We start from the raw sequence: 19,116 nt of genomic DNA on the forward strand, positions 1-19,116 counted from the left end.
AACTTCACCCTAAAGTATAGTCAATTCTAACTTTTATTCGTTGAAGAATGTAGATGTTTAAATACAAGAATTTGTTCCATATTTATACTTTTTTTGAGACAAGGGTAAAGTAACTGAGAGAGAATATTTTTTGAATAGAATGATAAAAAAACGCTAGACTTTATTGAAATAAAGAGTTTTTCATAACACTTAATGTCAAAAAATTAAAAAGCATATCATTTTATATTAGCACCAAAAAAAAGCAAAATGTTGTACCTATGTTGTACCTGTCCTAAAATTTGGACAGATTATTGAATGCAAAAAGCCGAAGACTTCTCTTCGGCTTTTGTGCGGGCGGGGAGACTCGAACTCCCACACCTCGCGGCATCAGATCCTAAGTCTGACGTGTCTACCAATTCCACCACGCCCGCATTTTTAATATTTTAACACTTTTTATTTGGTTTAATCCTAAGTCTAGCGTGTCTACCAATTCCACCACGCCCGCAATAAATAAGATTGTAAAATTCCACAATCGGGATGCAAATATAAACAATAGTTTGAATAATCAAACGCATCTTATCATAAAAAGTTCAGGCTGTTTTGTACTTTTGAAGAAACACAATTAAATTAGTTCTAACTTTTCAGAATTATCAAAACATTCAAATATGGAAAACATACAAGGTTACGTAGCCGAACATAAACAACGGTTTTTAAATGAACTCATTGAACTGCTTAAAATACCATCAGTTAGTGCTGATTCAGCTTTCAAAAACGATGTGCTTCGCACAGCTGAAGCTGTCAAGTTTAGTTTAGAAAAAGCCGGCTGTGATCATGTTGAAATTTGTGAAACGGCAGGATATCCCATTGTTTTTGGCGAAAAAATAATTGATGAAAATTTACCAACTATTTTGGTTTATGGACATTATGATGTGCAACCAGCGGACCCTATTGAATTGTGGAATTCTCCTCCCTTTGAACCTGTAATTTTAAAAACAGATATCCATCCTGAAGGCGCCATTTTTGCTCGTGGTGCTTGTGATGATAAAGGCCAAATGTACATGCATGTAAAAGCCATGGAATTCATGACTTCAACAAATCAATTACCTTGCAACGTGAAATTCATGATTGAAGGTGAAGAAGAAGTTGGCTCGGTTAACTTATCAACCTTTGTAAAAAACAATCACGATAAATTAAAAAATGACGTGATTCTAATTTCAGATACAGGCATGATTGCGAAAGATGTGCCCAGTATTACAACAGGCTTGCGCGGATTAAGTTATGTTGAAGTGGAAGTTACGGGTCCCAACCGCGATTTACATTCTGGATTATATGGTGGTGCCGTTGCAAATCCCATTAACGTTTTAACCAAAATGATAGCTTCTTTACACGATGAAAACAATCATATTACCATTCCTGGTTTTTATGACAACGTAGAAGAATTATCCAAAGAAGAACGTGCGGAAATGGCCAAAGCACCTTTTTCACTGGATGCTTATAAAAAATCATTGGATATTGATGCCGTTTATGGTGAAGCTGGATTTACAACTAACGAGCGTAATTCCATTCGTCCAACATTAGATGTGAATGGTATTTGGGGTGGTTATATTGGTGAAGGCGCTAAAACCGTAATTGCTAGTAAGGCATTTGCCAAAATTTCTATGCGCCTAGTGCCTAATCAAGATTGGGAAGAAATAACGCAACTTTTCAAAAAACACTTTGAAAGCATAGCACCTGAAGGTGTTAATGTATTGGTTAAGCCTCATCATGGTGGGCAAGGTTATGTAACACCAATTAATAGTTTAGGCTACCAAGCAGCCAGTAAGGCTTATGAAGAATCGTTTGGAAAAAAACCTATTCCACAACGTTCAGGTGGTAGTATTCCCATTGTATCGTTATTTGAACAAGAACTACAAAGCAAAACTATTTTAATGGGATTTGGGTTAGATAGTGATGCCATACATTCTCCAAACGAACATTTTGGTGTTTGGAATTATATAAAAGGTATTGAAACCATTCCGTTGTTTTATAAATATTTTACCGAACTTTCTAAATAAAATAAAAAATCCGTTCCTAGTGAACGGATTTTTTTTATCCACTTTTTTTGCTCTACATTTGTAGAATATCAATTTTTGTTCTATGTTTGTAGAACACAATCTAAATTTGTAGAACATGCAGTTATCAAAATCGGAAGAAGAATTAATGAACCATCTTTGGAAATTGGAAAAAGGCTTTATGAAAGATTTACTAGAGGCCTACCCAGATCCTAAACCTGCTCCAACAACCGTTGCCACGCTTTTAAAACGTATGACAGACAAGGGGTTTGTTGCTTATAATACCTTCGGAAAATCTCGCGAATATTTTCCGCTTGTTAAAAAGAAAGCCTATTTCTCGAAACATGTTAATGGGTTGATAAAAGACTTTTTCAATGATAGCGCATCACAGTTTGCCTCCTTTTTCACTAAAGAAACCAATTTATCTAAAACTGAATTGGAAGAATTAAAAAAACTGATTGATCAACAAATTAAAAACAAATAATTATGGTCATCTATATCCTAAAATTTAGCGCTTGCTTGGCTGTTTTTATGCTATTCTACAAATTGGTTTTGGAACGTGAAAACATTCATCACTTTAAACGCTTCTATTTATTAGCAGCACTTGTAATTTCGGCAGCAATACCATTTATTACCTTCACCACCTTTGTTGAACCCACACCAATAGAAAACACAATTGTTTTTAGCAATTTTGGAACTATTAATAAAACTACAGAAATAGCACCTACATTTTCTGACTATTTACCAAGCATTTTATGGGCTATTTACTGTTTAGGTCTTCTTGTTTTTTCTGGTCGTTTTACTTCTAACTTATACCAACTTGTAAAACGCATTAAACAAAATCCAAAATTTAAAAAGGGTCGTTTTGTACATGTTTTATTGTCGGATTTAATTTATCCTCACACCTTTTTACAATACATATTTTTAAATAAATCAAAATATGAAGCGCATAAAATCCCACACGAAGTTCTGCTTCACGAGGAAACACATGCCAAGCAAAAACACGCTTTAGATATTTTATTTATAGAGCTTATGCAAATTATATTTTGGTTTAATCCGCTTCTTTATTTTATTAAAAAAGACATCAAACTCAACCACGAATTTTTAGCAGATCAGGCTGTTCTTAAAACGGGAACGGACACCAAAACCTATCAGCATATCTTATTGGCGTTTTCAGCTTCCAAGACCATGGAAGACGCACAGACTCATCATCTGGCGAATGCCATTAATTATTCATTAATCAAAAAACGATTTACAGTTATGAAATCACACACATCAAACACCGTTAAATGGGTAAAAGGACTCATCATCCTTCCTGTATTGGCTGTATTAATTTACAGTTTTAGTAGTAGAAAAGAAGTATTTATACCAATAGAGCCAGATGTTATTTTGAGTGAAACACCAAAAGAACTTTTATCAGATGAGTTAAAACAAGTTAACGCGTACACAATAGAACATGGCGAGAATCCTGAAAATAATTTAATTGAGAACCGTCAAAACGGAGCTTCGAAAGAGCAAATTGCAGAATATAATAAATTGGCGAAATATTATAATTCGCAAGACCTAAAAAATAAAGTCATAAAGTTAACTGACATGAAGCGGTTAAACCATTTATATAATTTAATGACTCAAGAGCAGAAGAAAAATGCAGAACCTTTACCAACTTTCCCACCACCGCCTCCACCTCCAACTCAAAGCATGACAAAAAGTGAAGAACAGGACTATAAAAACCAAATAAATAAGTCTAAAAAAGGTGAAAGCTACACATACCAATATCAAAACAACGATGGTAAAATTGTAAAGGTCATTGTTGATGAAAACGATTTATCTATTCCACCGCCACCACCACCCGTTCCAGCAGATGCATCACCTGAACAAAAAGCGAAATATAAAAAGATTAGCAACGAATATTATAAAAAGTATAAAGTAAAAAACGGAAAAGTTAGCGAACGTTTACAGCCACCACCTCCTCCGGCACCACCTGCACCACCAAAAACCATGGCTGTTGGTAAAAAAATAGATCAAGCATATTATGATTCTTTAGGAACAGTAACGAATAATAAAACCAACAAAGAAAAAAACCCATGGGGAATTACAACCGTTGCAACAAATGAACAATCTGATTCTACAACACCTGAAAATCCACCTGTTCCAACCGAGCACATGAAACAGCTCAATAACGAAGGAGCCTCTTTTTCGTATAACGGAAAAAACATTACTGGTGTAGAAGCTATCATACTAACACAAATAAATTCAAACTTACATATTTATGTTTCTAAAAGTACTGATACGCAAAAAGCTATAGTAAAAATCAATGATAGATTAGAAGGAACTGCAACATCTGAAGAAATTCAACGTAGTATAAAGAATAAAGAAATATCTGCAGCATATGCTAAAGAACATCCTGAAAAAGTAACACAAAAAAAATCAGAATCAGGGGAAACTATACAAATCGTGGAAGTACCAGCAGATTTATTGGATTCAGAAACACCAGAATCCGCTTACGACTTTGTAAAAAGTTTAAAAGATGATGATATTCAATATTTTTATAATGATAAACAGGTTTCATATAATGACATTTTAGAAATCACCAAAAAGGAACCACATATAAACGTTTCCACAAAGATTACAGATGGCAAAGGAACTGTTCATTTTACCTCTGTAAAATAAAACTCGAAATAAATATTATAGTAAAAAATTAAAGTTCCTTGCTAATCTCAAGGGTTAGAGTTTCAAGCATAATTCAAATCTCATAGGTTTTAAAAACCTGTGAGATTTTTTTTATTTAAAAAATAAACCAAATCAAACTGTAACAAAAACCACTATTCAACGTTCTAATAGTCAATCAATCAAAACATCAATCATGTTAAAACAATTTTTTATCCTGTGTTCTGGATCTGACCAAGACATTTTAGAAACCTGTTCCAATAGCGAACAAAATAAATATGCTGGTATTGGCGCAACGGTATTCTTTACCGCTGTTATGGCATTTATTGCTGCTAGTTATGCGCTTTATACTGTATTTGACAACTATTTTATAGCCATGGCTTTTGGTATTATTTGGGGTTTGCTCATTTTTAATTTAGACCGTTTTATTGTGTCGACTATTAAGAAACAGGATAGTAAAATAAACGAATTTCTTCAAGCTACACCACGACTTGTTTTAGCTGTTATCATTGCTATTGTTATTTCAAAACCATTGGAACTTAAAATTTTTGAAAAAGAAATTGACCAAGTACTTTTAACTGAGAAGAACCAAATGACACTTGAAAATCAAGAGGAAATTGCCAAACAATTCTCACCAAACATCAGGAATTTAGAAACAGATATTTCAGCTCTTAAAAACCAAATTATGGTAAAAGAAACCGAGGTTAATGGTTTATACGACACGTATATTCAAGAAGCTGAAGGAACGGCTGGCACCAAATTATTAGGAAAAGGACCAGTTTATCAAGAAAAACGCGATAAACATGATGCCGCTTTAGCGGAACTTCAGGCATTGAAAGAACGTAATAATGCTAAAATAGCAAACATTGAAAATCAAATTGTTAATTTAAAAAATAATCAGCAGTCGCAAATTCAAAACACACAACCCATTATTGATGGTTTTGATGGTTTAATGGCTCGCGTAAATGCTTTGGGTAAACTATCTTGGTTACCGTCGGTTTTTATCTTTCTGCTATTTTTAGCAATAGAAACATCGCCCATTATTGCTAAATTATTAGCACCAAAAGGACCTTACGATTATAAATTAGAAGACGCTGAAAGCACGGTTAATGTTTGGGCAACTCAAAAAATAAATGAACGCAATGCCATATTGAAAACCGATATGATTATAAACAATAACATTTATAAAGATATTTCAGAAGAAGACGAGCTTTACAACTATAAACGTAAAAAAGCACGTGAACTCATGCAATTACAAGCTGATGCATTTTTTCAACATCAAAAAAAGTCTCTTTAAATTTTTGTTTGTACTTTTAAAGGATAAACACGAAACTTCATGAAGTCTATTTATTTAATTTTAAGCCTGTTATTTTCAGTTGGCATCTTTGCGCAAACTAATACATCAGAAACATACCTTGCGGATACTAATGCTATTCGTCAAGTTTTAAAAACACAACAAGATGCTTGGAATGCTTTTGATTTGGAAGGTTTTATGCAAGGTTACTGGAAAAGTGATTCCTTGAAATTTTACGGAAGCAGTGGCGTTACAAAAGGTTGGCAAAAAACATTAGATAATTATAAAAAAGGGTATCCTAGTAAAGAGCATACTGGCGAATTGAAATTCACACTAAAATCCATTTCACCAATTGAAAATCAATCGTATTATGTTATGGGTCAGTACTATTTAAAACGCTCAGTTGGTGATGCACGAGGTGAATTCCTAATTATACTTAAGAAAATAGATGGCGAATGGAAAATAATTGCTGATATGTCCAGCTAATTAAGCAGCATCATTGGTTTTAAAATGATCGTACAAATCTTTACAACCAAAACCCACAATGGATAATTGTTTCTTTTTTAATAAAGATTCGTTATGTAGTTTTGCTAAAGCCATAACACCAAACTTATCAATACTATCTAATTCTTCAATACTAATAGTTACAGATTGTAATTTTTCGAAAACGTTTTCAAACTGATTTTGAAACTCGGTAACAGACTTTTTATCAAGCGTACCTTTTACATTAAAAAAGTTGTTGTAATGTGAAATTATTAAGCTCATAACATATGATTTTTAAATATTAAACAATAAATAATGTGCTACTAATCATATGAGGGATACCGTAAATATAATATCTTAAAACAATTACGCCTTTAGTTTTCGATATATGGTAAAACTTTTGGTTTACCGTTATCTAATTGCAAAAAAAATCGACAAACGACTGCTTTTTAGAGCGTTACAATTTAAAATGTTCTATCAGGATGACAGTTTTGGATGGCTATTGATAGGTGTTTCTCTGAAATTATTTCTGAAACCAACTTACCTGTAGCAGGTGCCATACTCCAACCCATCATGGCATGACCTGTTGCTATAGTTAAATTTGAACATTTAGTAGATTTACCAATGTAAGGTAATCCGTCAGGTGAAATAGGTCGAAGTCCTGAAGCTGCTTCATTTTTTTCAGAGTCATTGAGCTTAATTTCAGGATAATATTTAGACACGGCTTTTGAGATAGCCTCTACTCTAACGGTATTTATTGCATTATTTATACCTGCAATTTCCATAGTACCAGCAAAACGCGTGTAACCATTCATTGGCGTAACCGCGACTTTGGCTTCTGCTAAAATTGCTGGAATAGAAATTCCTGTTGATTGATGCGTATTTATTCGGTAGCCTTTTCCTGCTTGAAGCAATAAATTAAGACCTATTTTTTTAGTTAAAAAAGCACTCCACGAACCAGCAGCCAATACAAACTCATCAGCTTCTAAAGTTTGTTTATTTGTTTTTAAAGAAACGATTTTCTGATTAACCAACACTAAATCTTCTACTTTTTCATTTGTTAAAAACTGAACACCTTCATTTTTTAAGTAGGTTTTCATTTCCATCATAAACTCTTGTGGTGTGGAATGCGAATCGCATTTATAATGAATAGCACCTACTGCAGAAATAGAGATTTTGGGTTCCAAAATTTTTAATTCGTCCAGCGATATTTCAGAAACATCCAAACCTTCACCTTTGGCTATTCTTGCTGTATGCAGTTCTTCTTCCAACATTTTATCTGTCTGACAAAGCATTAACAAACCGTTCTTTTCTAAATGAAAAGTAAAGTTTTCGTCTTGTTTAATAGCATCATATAAGGTTTGAGAAAGTAAATTTAATTCTTTAATTAAAGGAATGGCTTTTTTAACATTTGTAGCAGTGCACGATTTATTAAATGCATAAGTCCATTTTAGAAAATCTACATCTAAACGCGGTTTTATATATAAAGGACTAGCAGGATTTAGCATCCACTTAAACCCTTTTTTCATAACGCCTGGAGCTGATAAAGGGATTATATGACTTGGTGTTAGAAAACCTGCATTAACATACGAAGCACCTGAATCCATGTTGGATTGATCGATAATACTAATGGAGTGTCCTTCTTTTTTCAAGTAATATGCTGAACACAAACCGATGATTCCACCTCCAATAATGATAATTTTTTTACTCATTTGAATTCAATTTTGTTACATCGAGCATAGTCGAGATGTTTCATCCTAATTTAATCTTATTATATAACTTGAAAACCAAATGCATAGGGATCTTCATCATCTATTGTAATGGTGTTGTGCCCATAAATTTTTGCCCAACCGGTAATGCTTGGAATGATAGCTAATTTGCCTCCTATAGTGGTTTCTTGTTCAATACGACCAATAAATTTACTCCCAATAAAACTTTCATGGATAAAATCGGTTTCAACGTCCAACTTCCCTTTGGCATGCAATTGCGCTAAACGTGCAGATGTTCCGGTACCACAAGGACTTCTATCGATTGCCTTATCTCCATAAAAAACAGCATTTCGTCCAGATGAAGAGGGATCAATAGATGTTCCTGTCCATAACAAATGTGTTACATCGCGAATGGTTTCATCCTCTGGATGTATAAAATAATTAGGATATTTCTCATTAATGCGCTGTCTAACAATTTGAGAATATTGTATAAGTTTTGATGCCGAAAAATCTTGAACCCCAAAAAAATTCGTTTGCGGATCAATAATGGCATAATAATTCCCACCATAAGCCACATCAAAAGATATAGAACCTAATTCTGGACAATCTATCAGTAAATTTTCGGCAGCTAAAAAACTCTTCACATTAATCAACTTTACCCAATCTACTTTACCGTTTGTTTGTTGATATTCTATTTCTACCAAACCTGCTGGTGCTTCCATACGTATTTTACCTGGCACTTTAGGAGTTACCAAACCTTTTTCTATAGCTATGGTTATGGTGCCAATAGTTCCGTGTCCACACATAGGCAAGCAACCAGAGGTTTCAATGAACAAGATTGAAAAATCGTTTTCTACGTGATGCGGTGGGAACAAAATTGAGCCACTCATCATATCATGACCACGAGGCTCAAACATGAGACCCTTACGAATCCAGTCAAATTCCTTGATAAAATGCTGACGTTTTTCACTCATGGTATCCCCTAACAATTCAGGACCACCTTCCACAATAACACGAACGGGATTTCCGCAGGTGTGAGCGTCTATACAAGCAAAAGTACCTTTAATCATTTATGTAATAACATCGTGCGTTTGTTTATTATTGACAAGTCTAGAAATCCCTAAAGGATTAGTATTCTTCAAAGCATCTGGCAATAAATTATTTGGCCAATCTTGGTAACTAAATGGGCGAACCCATCGTTTAATTGAATGGATTCCGACAGCAGTAAAACGGCTGTCAGTAGATGCTGGATATGGTCCACCGTGGTTCATGGACGGACAAACCTCAACACCTGTTGGCACACCATTAAAAATAAGGCGTCCAACACGATTTTGCATAGCCGAAACTACCTCTGGAAAGTTTTCAATTTCAGTATTACTAGCTAATATAGTTCCCGTAAGCTGTCCTTCTAATTTTGAAATGATATGCTTTAATTGTTCCACGTCCTTACAAGCTACAACCATTGAGTAAGGCCCAAAGACTTCATGGTGTAAAGAAGGATTCTTTAAAAACACATCTCCCGAAACTGTTGTAACTGTTTGTTTGGCGTAATTATCTTTTAGTACTGAGCCATATTCTGCCACCACTTTTAAATTAGCTTGCGACGAGGCTTTTTTCCGATTTGTTTCATAAGCATCGTGAATGTTTGGATGCAGCATACAAGAGGGTTCTATTTTTAGTATTTCGTCTGAAAGCATATTAATAAATGCTGAGAGGGTTTCGCCAGTAATTCCTAAAAGCAAACCTGGATTGGTACAAAATTGTCCGGTTCCTAATGTAATTGAATTTGCATACGTTTTTGCCCAATCTGATCCATTTTCTTTTAATGCTTCAGGTAAAATTACTACTGGATTAATACTACCCATTTCAGCAAAAACAGGAATCGGTTCCTCGCGCTTTGCCGCTAAATCATATAAAGCGCGACCACCTTTAATACTTCCTGTAAAGCCAACCGCTTTTACATCTGGATGTTTTACGAGTTCTGAACCAACTTCAATTCCACTACTATTTAAATTTGAAAAAACACCTTCTGGCATACCTGTTTTTTGTGCCGCTTTTATTATTGCCGAAGCTACCAATTCACCAGTTCCAGCGTGCATGGGATGCGATTTCACAATAACGGGACAACCTGAAGCTAGGGCTGAAGCTGTATCGCCTCCAGCAGTAGAATAGGCTAACGGAAAATTGCTAGCACCAAAAACAACAACAGGCCCTAATGGAATTAGTAATTTTCTGATATCTGATTTTGGCATCGGTTCCCGAATCGGTTGAGCCGTATCTATGCTCGCTTCAACCCAAGAGCCTTCCGCTACCAAATTGGCAAACATACGCAACTGCCCAACAGTTCGTCCACGTTCGCCTTTGGCACGACCCTCAAGCAATCCTGTTTCTGAACAATAGGTTTTTATAAGCTCCATATCAAGTGCTAAAATTTCGTCTGCAATGGCATTTAAAAATGTGGCTTTTTTAGTACCTGACATAGTTTTATAACTCAAAAATGCATTACTCGCCAGTGCAACTGCTTGATTTATTTCACTTGAAGTTGCTTCCGTAAAAACAACCTCATTAGCATTATTTAATTGTGAATTAAATGTTTTGTACGTTGTGTTTCCATTAGCTATTTGTTGAAATCCAATATAATTTTTTCCTGTAATCATCAGTTTTGTTTTATGCTATTTTTGTTCCGTTTGGCATGTTTCGTTCTGGTTGTAATAATACCACATCTTTATTATCACCTAATCCTCCTAGAATTAAACATTCACTCATCATATTGGCAATTTGTTTCGGAGGAAAATTTACAACTGCAATAACCTGCTTGCCAACTACACCTTCAGCAGTGTATAGATTGGTGATTTGAGCAGATGTTTTTAATTTGCCTAAAGAGCCAAAATCAACTAACAATTTATAGGCAGGGTTTTTAACTTCTTTAAAAATTTCTGCGGAAATAATTGTTCCAACACGCATATCTACTTTGGTAAATTCATTCCATGTTAATGTGTTCTCCATTACAAATTTTTATAGTTTGGTAATACCGGTCTGTTCTTTAAACTACTTTCTATTACCTGTTTTACATGATTACGTTCTAACCCTTCTAATGGCAACCTTGGTGGACGTACATTTTCTGTACCAATTCCTGTGTAGACTTCAGCCAGTTTAATGTTTTGTACTAATTTAGGGTTTATATCCAATTCTAACAAGGGTAAAAACCAACGATAAATTTCTATGGCTTCTTGAATTCTACCTGCTTTTTGCAATTCATAAATGGCAACCGTTTCTGCTGGAAAAGCACATACCAGACCAGCAATCCAACCATCGGCACCCATAAGCAGACTTTCCAATGCAAGTGTGTCGACACCTGTCATAATTTTTAATCGGTTACCAAAGGCATTTTTAATTCGTGTAACATTTGTAATATCACGTGTGGACTCTTTAACAGCTTCTATATTTGTACATTTTAATAATTCATCAAACATAGGCAACGTTACCTCCACTTTGTAATCTACTGGATTATTATAAACCATTATAGGTAATGAGGTATTATTAGCAACGGCTTTAAAATATGCCACCGTTTCCTTATCGCCAGATTTATAGCGCATAGGTGGCAACATCATCAATCCCTTTGCACCATCCATTTCAGCTTTTTGAGCAGCTTCAATTGCTGCTTTAGTGGTTTGTTCTGCAATATTAATAAGCACTGGCACTTTTCCTTTTACCAAGTTTACTGTGGTAGTTGTAAGTTTTCTTTTTTCTTCATCTAATAAGGTACTGGCTTCACCTAGAGTGCCACCTAAAACAATCCCATGAACGCCTGCTTCTAATTGTGCTTTAATATTAATTTCAAAGGCTTTTAAATCCAATTCATCCTCATTTGTGAATTTGGTTGTAACTGCTGGCATAACGCCTTTCCATTGCATACTCATGTTTAAAACTTTTAGTCAGTTAAAATTAATGCAATAACCATTATCATTTTTATTCTAATTTATCCAAAACAGATACAATATTATCCTAATTTGAATAATACAGATAATTTATGAATAGTATTTGTTTATTTTAGTATCTCTTAAAATAAAAATAGACCATGAAAGTACTTCCTTTTAAAATCCCGAAACCAGAACGAGATGCCTTTGTCTTTCAAGCGGATTATGAATTGGCTTTTTATGATAAATTACACCAACATGAAGAAATACAATTCAGTATTATTTTAGAAGGCGAGGGCACGCTCATTGTTGGTGATACGGTTAATTTCTATTCTAAAAATGATATTTTAATTTTAGACAGCCACATGCCGCATGTATTTAAAAGTGATGTAACATCTTGTAAAAACTCACATATGCTATCTTTATTTTTTACAAAGGAGTCGTTTGGAACTGATTTTTTTAATTTAGAAGAATTACAAGAATTGCAATCGTTTTTTAAACGTAGTAAACATGGATTTAAAGTAACATCTCATAAAAAGGTTTTAAAAGAATTATTTTTAAAGCTTGAATCATCTAGTAAGTTAGAACGGTTTATTATTTTACTTCAAACGATGAAAATGGCAACTAAAGCTAATTATCAAAGCCTATCTTCTTTTGTTTACGACAAAAAATACTCCGATAATGAAGGAAAACGCATGCGTGATGTTTTAGCTTTTACCATGAATCAATATACAACCGATATTACACTTGATGCGGTTGCCGAAATTTCCAATATGACAAAAAATGCCTTTTGTAAATATTTTAAAAAACGAACTAATAAAACCTATTTTCAATTTTTAAACGAATTGCGTATTGAAAATGCATGTAAGTTGATGCAGACGCAAATTGATAGTTCGATTTCGGAAATTGCCTTTCAATCTGGCTTTAATAATATTTCAAATTTTAACCGACAGTTTAAATTAATAAAGGGAAAATCGCCCAATACGTATCGTAAAAACCCGAGTTTATAGTTTTCAATAAATGTTTAAAAATGTGCTCAATATGCTTTAGGTTTTTTTTACGTATTTGGTAATAATTACTATTTGCTGACCGTCAACTTTTCCTTCAATATATTCAGCATTTTCGTGATCTAAACGTATGTTTCTAACTGCCGTACCTTGTTTGGCAACCATACTAGAACCTTTCACTTTTAAATCTTTGATTAATACCACAGAATCGCCATTATCAAGGATGACACCATTTACATCTCGATGAATAATTTTGTTAGCTTCGTCTTCATGCTCACCTGTAGCACGTGCTAATGCTAAAGCTTCGTCATCCAAATACATCATATCTAACAAATCTTTTGGCCAACCTTCTCCTCGTAAACGTTGTAACATACGCCAGGCCATAATTTGAACTGCAACATGCTCACTCCACATACTATCATTTAAACAACGCCAATGATTGGGATCCATGTCTGTATTTTCTTCAATTTGATCCAAACAGGTTTTACAAACCAAGATATCATTTGCTACGTTTTCATTCAAGGACGGTGGAATCGTATATTGTGTTAAGTTGTTTGTAGCTGTGCATAATTCGCAAGTATTATTACTGCGTTCTTGAATCATTTGTAATAAGCTCATGATGGTTTTTGTTGAAGATTAATATCGCTGCTTTCAGGCTGCAAACATACTGTTTTTTACTGAAGTGTTTCGCGGATTTTTTTCGGTAATGATTTTACTATTAAATTATAGGAATCGTCAATAAATTGTTTAACCAAGGGAATGGTTAATTCGCCTTTATACAACCTAATAGTATTCCAATGGATTTTGCTCATATGATAACCAGGCTCCACACTTTCATAATTTGCGCGTAACTCTACAGCATAATCTGGATCGCATTTTACATTTATTGCGGCTTCATTTTCTTCCCAACTTTTCAAAGACGTTAGAAGAAACATTTTATTACCAACTTTAAAAACCAACACATCCTCGTCAAATGGAAAATGTTCTGTAACGCCTCTTTTTGTTAGGCAATAATTGCGAAGTTGTTCTATATTCACCGTTTATTTTTTAAGTTCTTTAGTAGCATCGGTATCTGGTAACTCGATGGCCGAATAATCTATTTTCCACCCAATAGTCATCACTAAATTCTCGATAAGCGAAATAGCTTCAACTGCCTCACGCTGCGCTAATTTATACAACCCACTTTCTGGAACTTTATCTAAAATATGTTTTTTAGCTTCAGCTTGAAGGCCTGTTAAATCGGATGCTTGAAACCTATTAAACATCCCTTCTTTTTTATCGTAATAATCTAAATTGGTTTCAATACTTAAAATTTCTGGTTGCGGAAAGTGTTTTAAAATAATGGTTTTTGTGGCTGTATTGGCTTCTAGTTTCACTTTAGAAAAATCGAAACCCACATGTGCTTTGGCATTGATAACTACTAATGCTTTTTTTCTGCCACTAACAAGACTTAAAAAACGCTCCTTAACATTTTCATAATGGTATATTTCGGCAAAATCTCCTTCAACCGAAATAAACTTACAAACCATTTTTATTTTATCCAATAAAATAACAGATTGTGTATGGGTTTGTTGCTTAACTTGCTGACTTCTATAATAAAATACGGCAATAAGCGCTATGATAATGCCAACAATTAAACCAAAAAGTATGTCCATAATTACGCATGCATTAATTGTAACGTTGCAATTTACTCAATTTCGAATAAAACAGGTTTGCTAGGTGTTGCATCATTCTCAAAAGGTGCAATTTGCAAGTTTAAAAAATAGGTTCCATCTTGAACTGTGTTTGGCACAAAAATCAGTTCAGTAATTGTTGCGTCCATACGCTTTCTTCCAGCTGTATTCCAAAAAGCGCGATGTGCTAATAATTCGCCACCATCTTTTTCTTTATCAATACTTGGTAAATCAATTAGCAAATGTTTCACTCCTTTTTCACGTAAATAAATAGCAGCTTCTTCTAGTAAATATGGCGGATTGGTATTAGAGTATTGCTGATTTAATTTTTCGTTAGTGTTGGGTATTGTTCTTAAAATAACAGCTTCACGCTTTTTATTGCCCAACGCAAATTGGATTTGTTTTTTAGAAATAAAAAAGTCCGTTTTATGTTTTTCAGGAGCAACCGTAATCACTTCTGCTAAAAAGAAAAACTGTTTTAAGTTTTGGTTTACCGAATGAAACTTTTTAGTAATATGGCCAACACATTCTGTATGTGTGCCGTGCGCATGCGGATTGAAATGAATATTATTAAAATTAATATCCGCTCCTTCTGCTACGCTTGCTATCCAATCGCCATCCTGAACCGGTTCAATTTTTGGTGGATTTTGATACCAAGCATTCACATTTTTTTCGGAAGCACGCATGGGAATGGAAATATCTAAAGCCTTGGATAAATCTATTTTATATTTTTTAGAATTGGTTTCAATGGTTGCAATCATGTATGTATTTTTTCTGAATTCAATATGCTGATAATAAACGTAAAAGTCCGCATAAATGCAAGTCTAGAGGCTTTAATTTAACAGAAATAAATCGGACGCAATCCCATCACTTAAAAACAATCCTTTTTTGGTTACGCGCAAGGTGTTTTCATGAATAAATAACAAATCATTATTGATGTGTTTTTCAGATTCTTTAAGCAATAATTCTTTAAAATGAAATCCGAATTCGCGCTCTATTTTTTCTAATGAAACACCCCAAATGGTTCGTAAACCAGTCATGATATACTCATTATATTGGTCGGTTTGAGATAATTTTTCAATTTCAATAGGCAAGGTGTTATTTGCTAAAGCATGAATATATTTGGAATTATTTCTTACGTTCCAACCACGCTCGTTGCCATTATAGGAGTGGGCTGAAGGCCCTATTCCTAAATACGATTTTCCTTGCCAATAAGCTGAATTATTTTTACTGAAATAATTAGGTTTTCCAAAATTAGAGAGTTCATAATGCACAAAGTTCTGTTTGGTCAGCGTATCAACCAATATGTGAAACTGTTGTTCTGCCAAGGCATCATCTACATGATCAATAATCCCTTTTTTAATAAAACTAGCTAAAGCTGTTTTGGGTTCAACCGTTAAGGCGTAACTGGAAATATGTGGAATCTTGAAAGCTAAAACGGTTTCAATATTTTCTTGCCATTGGGTATTTGTTGAGCCTGGAATCCCATAAATTAAATCGACAGAAATATTATCGAAATATTGGGTTGCTTCGTGCAATGCTATTTTAGCTTCTTGTGAATTATGCGCACGATTCATGAGTTTTAAATCATTTTCAAAAAAAGATTGAACACCTATGGATAAACGGTTTATACCAATATTTTTGTAATCTTGAAAAACAGTTGTCGATGCCTCTTTTGCAGAAATTAAATCGTCTGGATTGGCCTCTAGCGTGATTTCAGGGTTATTGGAAACTTGATAATTTTTATAAACGGCATCTAAGAGTCCTTTCAACTCTTCTTTATTTAGAAGACTAGGTGTACCACCTCCAAAATAGATGGTTTCAACTTGTTTGTTTTTAAATTCATCTTTTCGCAACTGAATTTCGGTTGCTAAAGCCTGAAGCAATTCTCCTTTCTTTTTGAGTGATGTAGAAAAATGAAAGTCGCAATAATGACACGCTTGTTTGCAAAACGGAATGTGGATGTAAATTCCAGCCATAGTTAGTTTTCGGTAATTAGTTTCAGTGATAAGTTGTTTGGACTAACATGAAATTTTCTCATATTATGTTCAGTCTTAAAAGACCTACAAAATCATTATTAATAAATACTTATAAAACTGTGTCTGCAAACGGGACACTATTTACTTCTTCTTAATCCGATCTTCATTTTGTTTTACAAAACTATCCCAACCAGAATAACTTTTCCCTATTTCTATGCGGCCTTCATTATAAAAATGACAAACGGCTGCAGCCAAACCATCCATAGAATCTAAATTTTTTGGTAAGGTTTTAAGCCCTAATAAACTTTGAAGCATTCTAGCAACTTGCTCTTTACTAGCGCTACCATTTCCTGTGATAGCCATTTTTATTTTTTTTGGTGCATATTCCGTAATGGGAATCTCCCGACTTAATCCAGCAGCCATTGCCACACCTTGTGCGCGACCTAACTTAAGCATACTCTGCACATTCTTCCCAAAAAAAGGGGCTTCAATAGCTATTTCGTCTGGATGGTGGGTATCGATTAGCTCAATGGTTCGCTCAAAAATGAGTTTGAGTTTTAAGTAATGATCGCTGTATTTTTTTAAATCCAATTCATTTAACTGCATAAAAGTCATAGTTTTACCCACCACTTTTATCAGCCCAAATCCCATAATGGTTGTGCCTGGATCAATTCCTAATATTATTTTTTCTTTACCCATTAATCGCAATAATAGCAGCCACTTAATGACACGGAAACGCCTACAGTTGCTGTAAATAGGTTGCCGTTAAAAGACCCAAATCCATCAGAAATTGGTGAAAACTCGGAGCTAAATCCGTAAATATATGAGGTATCAAAAAACACAGAAAGTGTACGTGAAACTGTATAATGAAACTCCAATCCTGCCATGGCATTTAAAAATGAGGTGTTGTTTTCAGAATAACCACTCAAGGGTTTTACCATTGAAAACCCAGGACCTGCATGCGCTACAACACCTAAATGTGGTGGTAAAAAATTAGCTATAGGTGTTATATCATAAACAAATTGGGCATTAATTCTTGAATAATTAATTTTAAAATACGGCGAACCTGAATCCTGTTCCAAACGATTAAATCCGTAATCCAATTTTACGCCATATTGTGGCTTAAACATCCGTTGAACACCCAACTGAATGGTTGGAAAATTAACAGACTTACCCTCAAAACCTGTGACAAAACCATTGGAACTAGGGCTATTAATACCTACGGTAAATTGAGCTTTCCACCGACTAGCTTCACTTTGGGCAAAACTGTTTGCAACCAAAAAAAATAAAACTGTTGCCAATCCTACTAACTTAATTTGTTTAAAAACTATATGCATAAAAATTTAAAGTTTTAATTTGTATTATTACCTAGATAACGAACCATAGCAAAATATGTTTGGAAAGATTCCACACAAAACTAAACAATTCTTTTTTGTACTTATTAAATTGAGCATCGTTGTTGGTGCTTTTTATTTTATTTATAACAAATTAACTTCAAATCCTGATTTAAATTTTCAGGATTTTGTGAATTATCTGGCAGAAGCCAATCAGTTTTCACTAAAAACAATCAGTTTTTTAATCATTTTAAGTTTTTTAAACTGGTTTTTCGAAATTTTAAAATGGCAGGCTCTCGCATCATCCTTAAAAAAAATTTCATTTTATAAAGCTATGGAGCAAAGTTTAAGTTCGTTAACCGCGTCCTTATTAACACCAAACCGTATTGGCGAATATGGCGTAAAAGCCATGTATTATAGCCCACCAGAACGCAAACGCATGGTGGCTCTCAATTTATTAGGTAATGGCTTACAAATGCTGGTTACTGTTCTCCTAGGTAGTGTTGGCTTATATTTATTTTTAAATGAATATGAAACAGATATTAACTACCACAAGATTGCGCGCTTTGGAGTAATTATCTTATTTATTGCGGTTGTTGGTTATATTGCTATTTCAAAAAGTCAGGTATTATTTAAAGGGTTTTCAATACAAAAAATAACTAACTACTTTAGGCAATTACCTTTTAAAATTTACAGTATCGTATTTATTTTTGCCGTAATTCGGTATGCTATCTTCTCCTTTCAGTTTTATTATATTTTAACCCTTTTTGGCGTGAGCGCTTCTTATTATAATGCGCTTATTATTATTACCAGTATGTATTTTTTAGCATCTGTTATTCCATCTCTTTTTATTTTCGATGTGATTATAAAAGGAAGTGTAGCCGTTTACCTTTTTGCTATTGTGGGAGTGAATGCTTTTACTGTTTTAAGCACTGTAACAATTATGTGGCTATTAAATGTGGTGATTCCTAGTGTTTTTGGTAGTATATTTGTTTTGAAATTTAAACTACATAAATCTTAACT

The 19,116-nt window shown here is 34.0% G+C and carries 20 protein-coding genes and 1 tRNA gene; 7 read left to right on the forward strand and 14 right to left on the reverse strand.

Annotated elements, in window-relative coordinates; translation table 11 throughout:
* Window positions 1-328 precede the first annotated feature (328 nt).
* A tRNA-Leu gene (locus BM239_RS01240) sits at window positions 329-410 on the reverse strand.
* A gap of 234 nt (window positions 411-644) precedes the next feature.
* On the opposite strand from BM239_RS01240, the gene BM239_RS01245 reads away from it, so the two are divergent.
* The 5 genes from BM239_RS01245 to BM239_RS01265 all read left to right on the forward strand — a co-directional run bounded on the left by BM239_RS01245 (window position 645) and on the right by BM239_RS01265 (window position 6,477).
* Window positions 645-2,033, forward strand: a complete 1,389-nt coding sequence (locus BM239_RS01245; protein WP_092205832.1) for a dipeptidase — start codon at window positions 645-647, stop codon at window positions 2,031-2,033.
* A 115-nt stretch (window positions 2,034-2,148) separates the two neighbouring features.
* Complete coding sequence (locus BM239_RS01250; protein ID WP_092205833.1) at window positions 2,149-2,514, forward strand: BlaI/MecI/CopY family transcriptional regulator; 366 nt, start codon at window positions 2,149-2,151, stop codon at window positions 2,512-2,514.
* Window positions 2,515-2,516: 2 nt separating this feature from the next.
* Window positions 2,517-4,700: a M56 family metallopeptidase gene (locus BM239_RS01255; RefSeq protein WP_092205834.1), complete on the forward strand. Its 2,184-nt coding sequence runs from the start codon at window positions 2,517-2,519 to the stop codon at window positions 4,698-4,700.
* 193 nt (window positions 4,701-4,893) lie between these two features.
* Window positions 4,894-5,994 carry a DUF4407 domain-containing protein gene (locus BM239_RS01260; protein WP_092205835.1) on the forward strand — a complete coding sequence of 367 codons (1,101 nt, stop codon included), beginning with the start codon at window positions 4,894-4,896 and terminating at the stop codon, window positions 5,992-5,994.
* A gap of 39 nt (window positions 5,995-6,033) precedes the next feature.
* Window positions 6,034-6,477 (forward strand): YybH family protein, encoded by a 444-nt coding sequence (locus tag BM239_RS01265; RefSeq protein ID WP_092205836.1) that lies wholly within the window; start codon window positions 6,034-6,036, stop codon window positions 6,475-6,477.
* On the opposite strand, the gene BM239_RS01270 is transcribed toward BM239_RS01265, so the two are convergent.
* The 6 genes from BM239_RS01270 to BM239_RS01295 all read right to left on the reverse strand — a co-directional run bounded on the left by BM239_RS01270 (window position 6,478) and on the right by BM239_RS01295 (window position 12,103).
* Window positions 6,478-6,756 (reverse strand): STAS domain-containing protein, encoded by a 279-nt coding sequence (locus BM239_RS01270; RefSeq protein WP_092205837.1) that lies wholly within the window; start codon window positions 6,754-6,756, stop codon window positions 6,478-6,480.
* 182 nt (window positions 6,757-6,938) lie between these two features.
* Window positions 6,939-8,186 (reverse strand): NAD(P)/FAD-dependent oxidoreductase, encoded by a 1,248-nt coding sequence (locus tag BM239_RS01275; RefSeq protein WP_092205838.1) that lies wholly within the window; start codon window positions 8,184-8,186, stop codon window positions 6,939-6,941.
* A gap of 59 nt (window positions 8,187-8,245) precedes the next feature.
* Window positions 8,246-9,253, reverse strand: a complete 1,008-nt coding sequence (locus BM239_RS01280) for a 4-hydroxyproline epimerase (protein WP_092205839.1) — start codon at window positions 9,251-9,253, stop codon at window positions 8,246-8,248.
* On the reverse strand, window positions 9,254-10,840 hold the full coding sequence (locus BM239_RS01285) for an aldehyde dehydrogenase (NADP(+)) (protein WP_092205840.1): 1,587 nt from the start codon (window positions 10,838-10,840) through the stop codon (window positions 9,254-9,256). It abuts the gene before it with no gap.
* A gap of 10 nt (window positions 10,841-10,850) precedes the next feature.
* On the reverse strand, window positions 10,851-11,189 hold the full coding sequence (locus BM239_RS01290) for a tRNA-binding protein (protein ID WP_092205841.1): 339 nt from the start codon (window positions 11,187-11,189) through the stop codon (window positions 10,851-10,853).
* Window positions 11,189-12,103 carry a dihydrodipicolinate synthase family protein gene (locus tag BM239_RS01295; protein WP_092205842.1) on the reverse strand — a complete coding sequence of 305 codons (915 nt, stop codon included), beginning with the start codon at window positions 12,101-12,103 and terminating at the stop codon, window positions 11,189-11,191. The genes BM239_RS01290 and BM239_RS01295 overlap by 1 nt, the downstream gene beginning before the upstream one ends.
* A 158-nt stretch (window positions 12,104-12,261) precedes the next feature.
* Between BM239_RS01295 and BM239_RS01300 the strand changes: the two genes are divergently transcribed.
* The gene (locus BM239_RS01300) at window positions 12,262-13,110 is read left to right on the forward strand and encodes an AraC family transcriptional regulator (protein WP_092205843.1); all 849 of its coding nucleotides are present in this window, start codon (window positions 12,262-12,264) and stop codon (window positions 13,108-13,110) included.
* A 36-nt stretch (window positions 13,111-13,146) separates the two neighbouring features.
* On the opposite strand, the gene BM239_RS01305 is transcribed toward BM239_RS01300, so the two are convergent.
* The 7 genes from BM239_RS01305 to BM239_RS01335 form a co-directional block, all read right to left on the reverse strand.
* Entirely contained in the window at window positions 13,147-13,725 is a 579-nt protein-coding gene (locus tag BM239_RS01305) for a PhnA domain-containing protein (protein ID WP_092205844.1), read from the reverse strand.
* Window positions 13,726-13,781: 56 nt separating this feature from the next.
* A complete protein-coding gene (locus tag BM239_RS01310; RefSeq protein ID WP_092205845.1) occupies window positions 13,782-14,144 on the reverse strand; it encodes an MmcQ/YjbR family DNA-binding protein in 363 nt (120 codons plus the stop codon).
* Window positions 14,145-14,147: 3 nt separating this feature from the next.
* On the reverse strand, window positions 14,148-14,762 hold the full coding sequence (locus tag BM239_RS01315; RefSeq protein WP_092205846.1) for a DUF4230 domain-containing protein: 615 nt from the start codon (window positions 14,760-14,762) through the stop codon (window positions 14,148-14,150).
* 32 nt (window positions 14,763-14,794) lie between these two features.
* Complete coding sequence (locus BM239_RS01320; protein WP_092205847.1) at window positions 14,795-15,541, reverse strand: cyclase family protein; 747 nt, start codon at window positions 15,539-15,541, stop codon at window positions 14,795-14,797.
* A 72-nt stretch (window positions 15,542-15,613) separates the two neighbouring features.
* Window positions 15,614-16,759 (reverse strand): radical SAM family heme chaperone HemW, encoded by a 1,146-nt coding sequence (gene hemW, locus BM239_RS01325; protein WP_092205848.1) that lies wholly within the window; start codon window positions 16,757-16,759, stop codon window positions 15,614-15,616.
* Window positions 16,760-16,900: 141 nt separating this feature from the next.
* Complete coding sequence (ruvC, locus tag BM239_RS01330) at window positions 16,901-17,458, reverse strand: crossover junction endodeoxyribonuclease RuvC (protein WP_092205849.1); 558 nt, start codon at window positions 17,456-17,458, stop codon at window positions 16,901-16,903.
* The gene (locus BM239_RS01335) at window positions 17,458-18,096 is read right to left on the reverse strand and encodes an outer membrane beta-barrel protein (protein WP_092205850.1); all 639 of its coding nucleotides are present in this window, start codon (window positions 18,094-18,096) and stop codon (window positions 17,458-17,460) included. The genes ruvC and BM239_RS01335 overlap by 1 nt, the downstream gene beginning before the upstream one ends.
* 55 nt (window positions 18,097-18,151) lie before the next feature.
* Here BM239_RS01335 and BM239_RS01340 point away from each other — a divergent pair, with 55 nt between their 5' ends.
* Window positions 18,152-19,114 carry a lysylphosphatidylglycerol synthase domain-containing protein gene (locus tag BM239_RS01340; RefSeq protein WP_092205851.1) on the forward strand — a complete coding sequence of 321 codons (963 nt, stop codon included), beginning with the start codon at window positions 18,152-18,154 and terminating at the stop codon, window positions 19,112-19,114.
* Window positions 19,115-19,116 lie beyond the last annotated feature (2 nt).

The organism is Algorimicrobium echini, assembly GCF_900115185.1.
Taxonomy (GTDB): Bacteria; Bacteroidota; Bacteroidia; order Flavobacteriales; family Flavobacteriaceae; genus Algorimicrobium; species Algorimicrobium echini.

Coding starts and splice junctions, on each gene's coding strand:
- BM239_RS01320 (WP_092205847.1), bottom strand. CDS start 15,541: ATGATTGCAACCATTGAAACCAATTCTAAAAAATATAAAATAGATTTA.
- BM239_RS01260 (WP_092205835.1), top strand. CDS start 4,894: ATGTTAAAACAATTTTTTATCCTGTGTTCTGGATCTGACCAAGACATT.
- BM239_RS01290 (WP_092205841.1), bottom strand. CDS start 11,189: ATGGAGAACACATTAACATGGAATGAATTTACCAAAGTAGATATGCGT.
- hemW (WP_092205848.1), bottom strand. CDS start 16,759: ATGGCTGGAATTTACATCCACATTCCGTTTTGCAAACAAGCGTGTCAT.
- BM239_RS01285 (WP_092205840.1), bottom strand. CDS start 10,840: ATGATTACAGGAAAAAATTATATTGGATTTCAACAAATAGCTAATGGA.
- BM239_RS01270 (WP_092205837.1), bottom strand. CDS start 6,756: ATGAGCTTAATAATTTCACATTACAACAACTTTTTTAATGTAAAAGGT.
- BM239_RS01255 (WP_092205834.1), top strand. CDS start 2,517: ATGGTCATCTATATCCTAAAATTTAGCGCTTGCTTGGCTGTTTTTATG.
- BM239_RS01295 (WP_092205842.1), bottom strand. CDS start 12,103: ATGAGTATGCAATGGAAAGGCGTTATGCCAGCAGTTACAACCAAATTC.
- BM239_RS01340 (WP_092205851.1), top strand. CDS start 18,152: ATGTTTGGAAAGATTCCACACAAAACTAAACAATTCTTTTTTGTACTT.
- BM239_RS01275 (WP_092205838.1), bottom strand. CDS start 8,186: ATGAGTAAAAAAATTATCATTATTGGAGGTGGAATCATCGGTTTGTGT.
- BM239_RS01305 (WP_092205844.1), bottom strand. CDS start 13,725: ATGAGCTTATTACAAATGATTCAAGAACGCAGTAATAATACTTGCGAA.
- BM239_RS01265 (WP_092205836.1), top strand. CDS start 6,034: ATGAAGTCTATTTATTTAATTTTAAGCCTGTTATTTTCAGTTGGCATC.
- BM239_RS01280 (WP_092205839.1), bottom strand. CDS start 9,253: ATGATTAAAGGTACTTTTGCTTGTATAGACGCTCACACCTGCGGAAAT.
- ruvC (WP_092205849.1), bottom strand. CDS start 17,458: ATGGGTAAAGAAAAAATAATATTAGGAATTGATCCAGGCACAACCATT.
- BM239_RS01335 (WP_092205850.1), bottom strand. CDS start 18,096: ATGCATATAGTTTTTAAACAAATTAAGTTAGTAGGATTGGCAACAGTT.
- BM239_RS01315 (WP_092205846.1), bottom strand. CDS start 14,762: ATGGACATACTTTTTGGTTTAATTGTTGGCATTATCATAGCGCTTATT.
- BM239_RS01245 (WP_092205832.1), top strand. CDS start 645: ATGGAAAACATACAAGGTTACGTAGCCGAACATAAACAACGGTTTTTA.
- BM239_RS01300 (WP_092205843.1), top strand. CDS start 12,262: ATGAAAGTACTTCCTTTTAAAATCCCGAAACCAGAACGAGATGCCTTT.
- BM239_RS01250 (WP_092205833.1), top strand. CDS start 2,149: ATGCAGTTATCAAAATCGGAAGAAGAATTAATGAACCATCTTTGGAAA.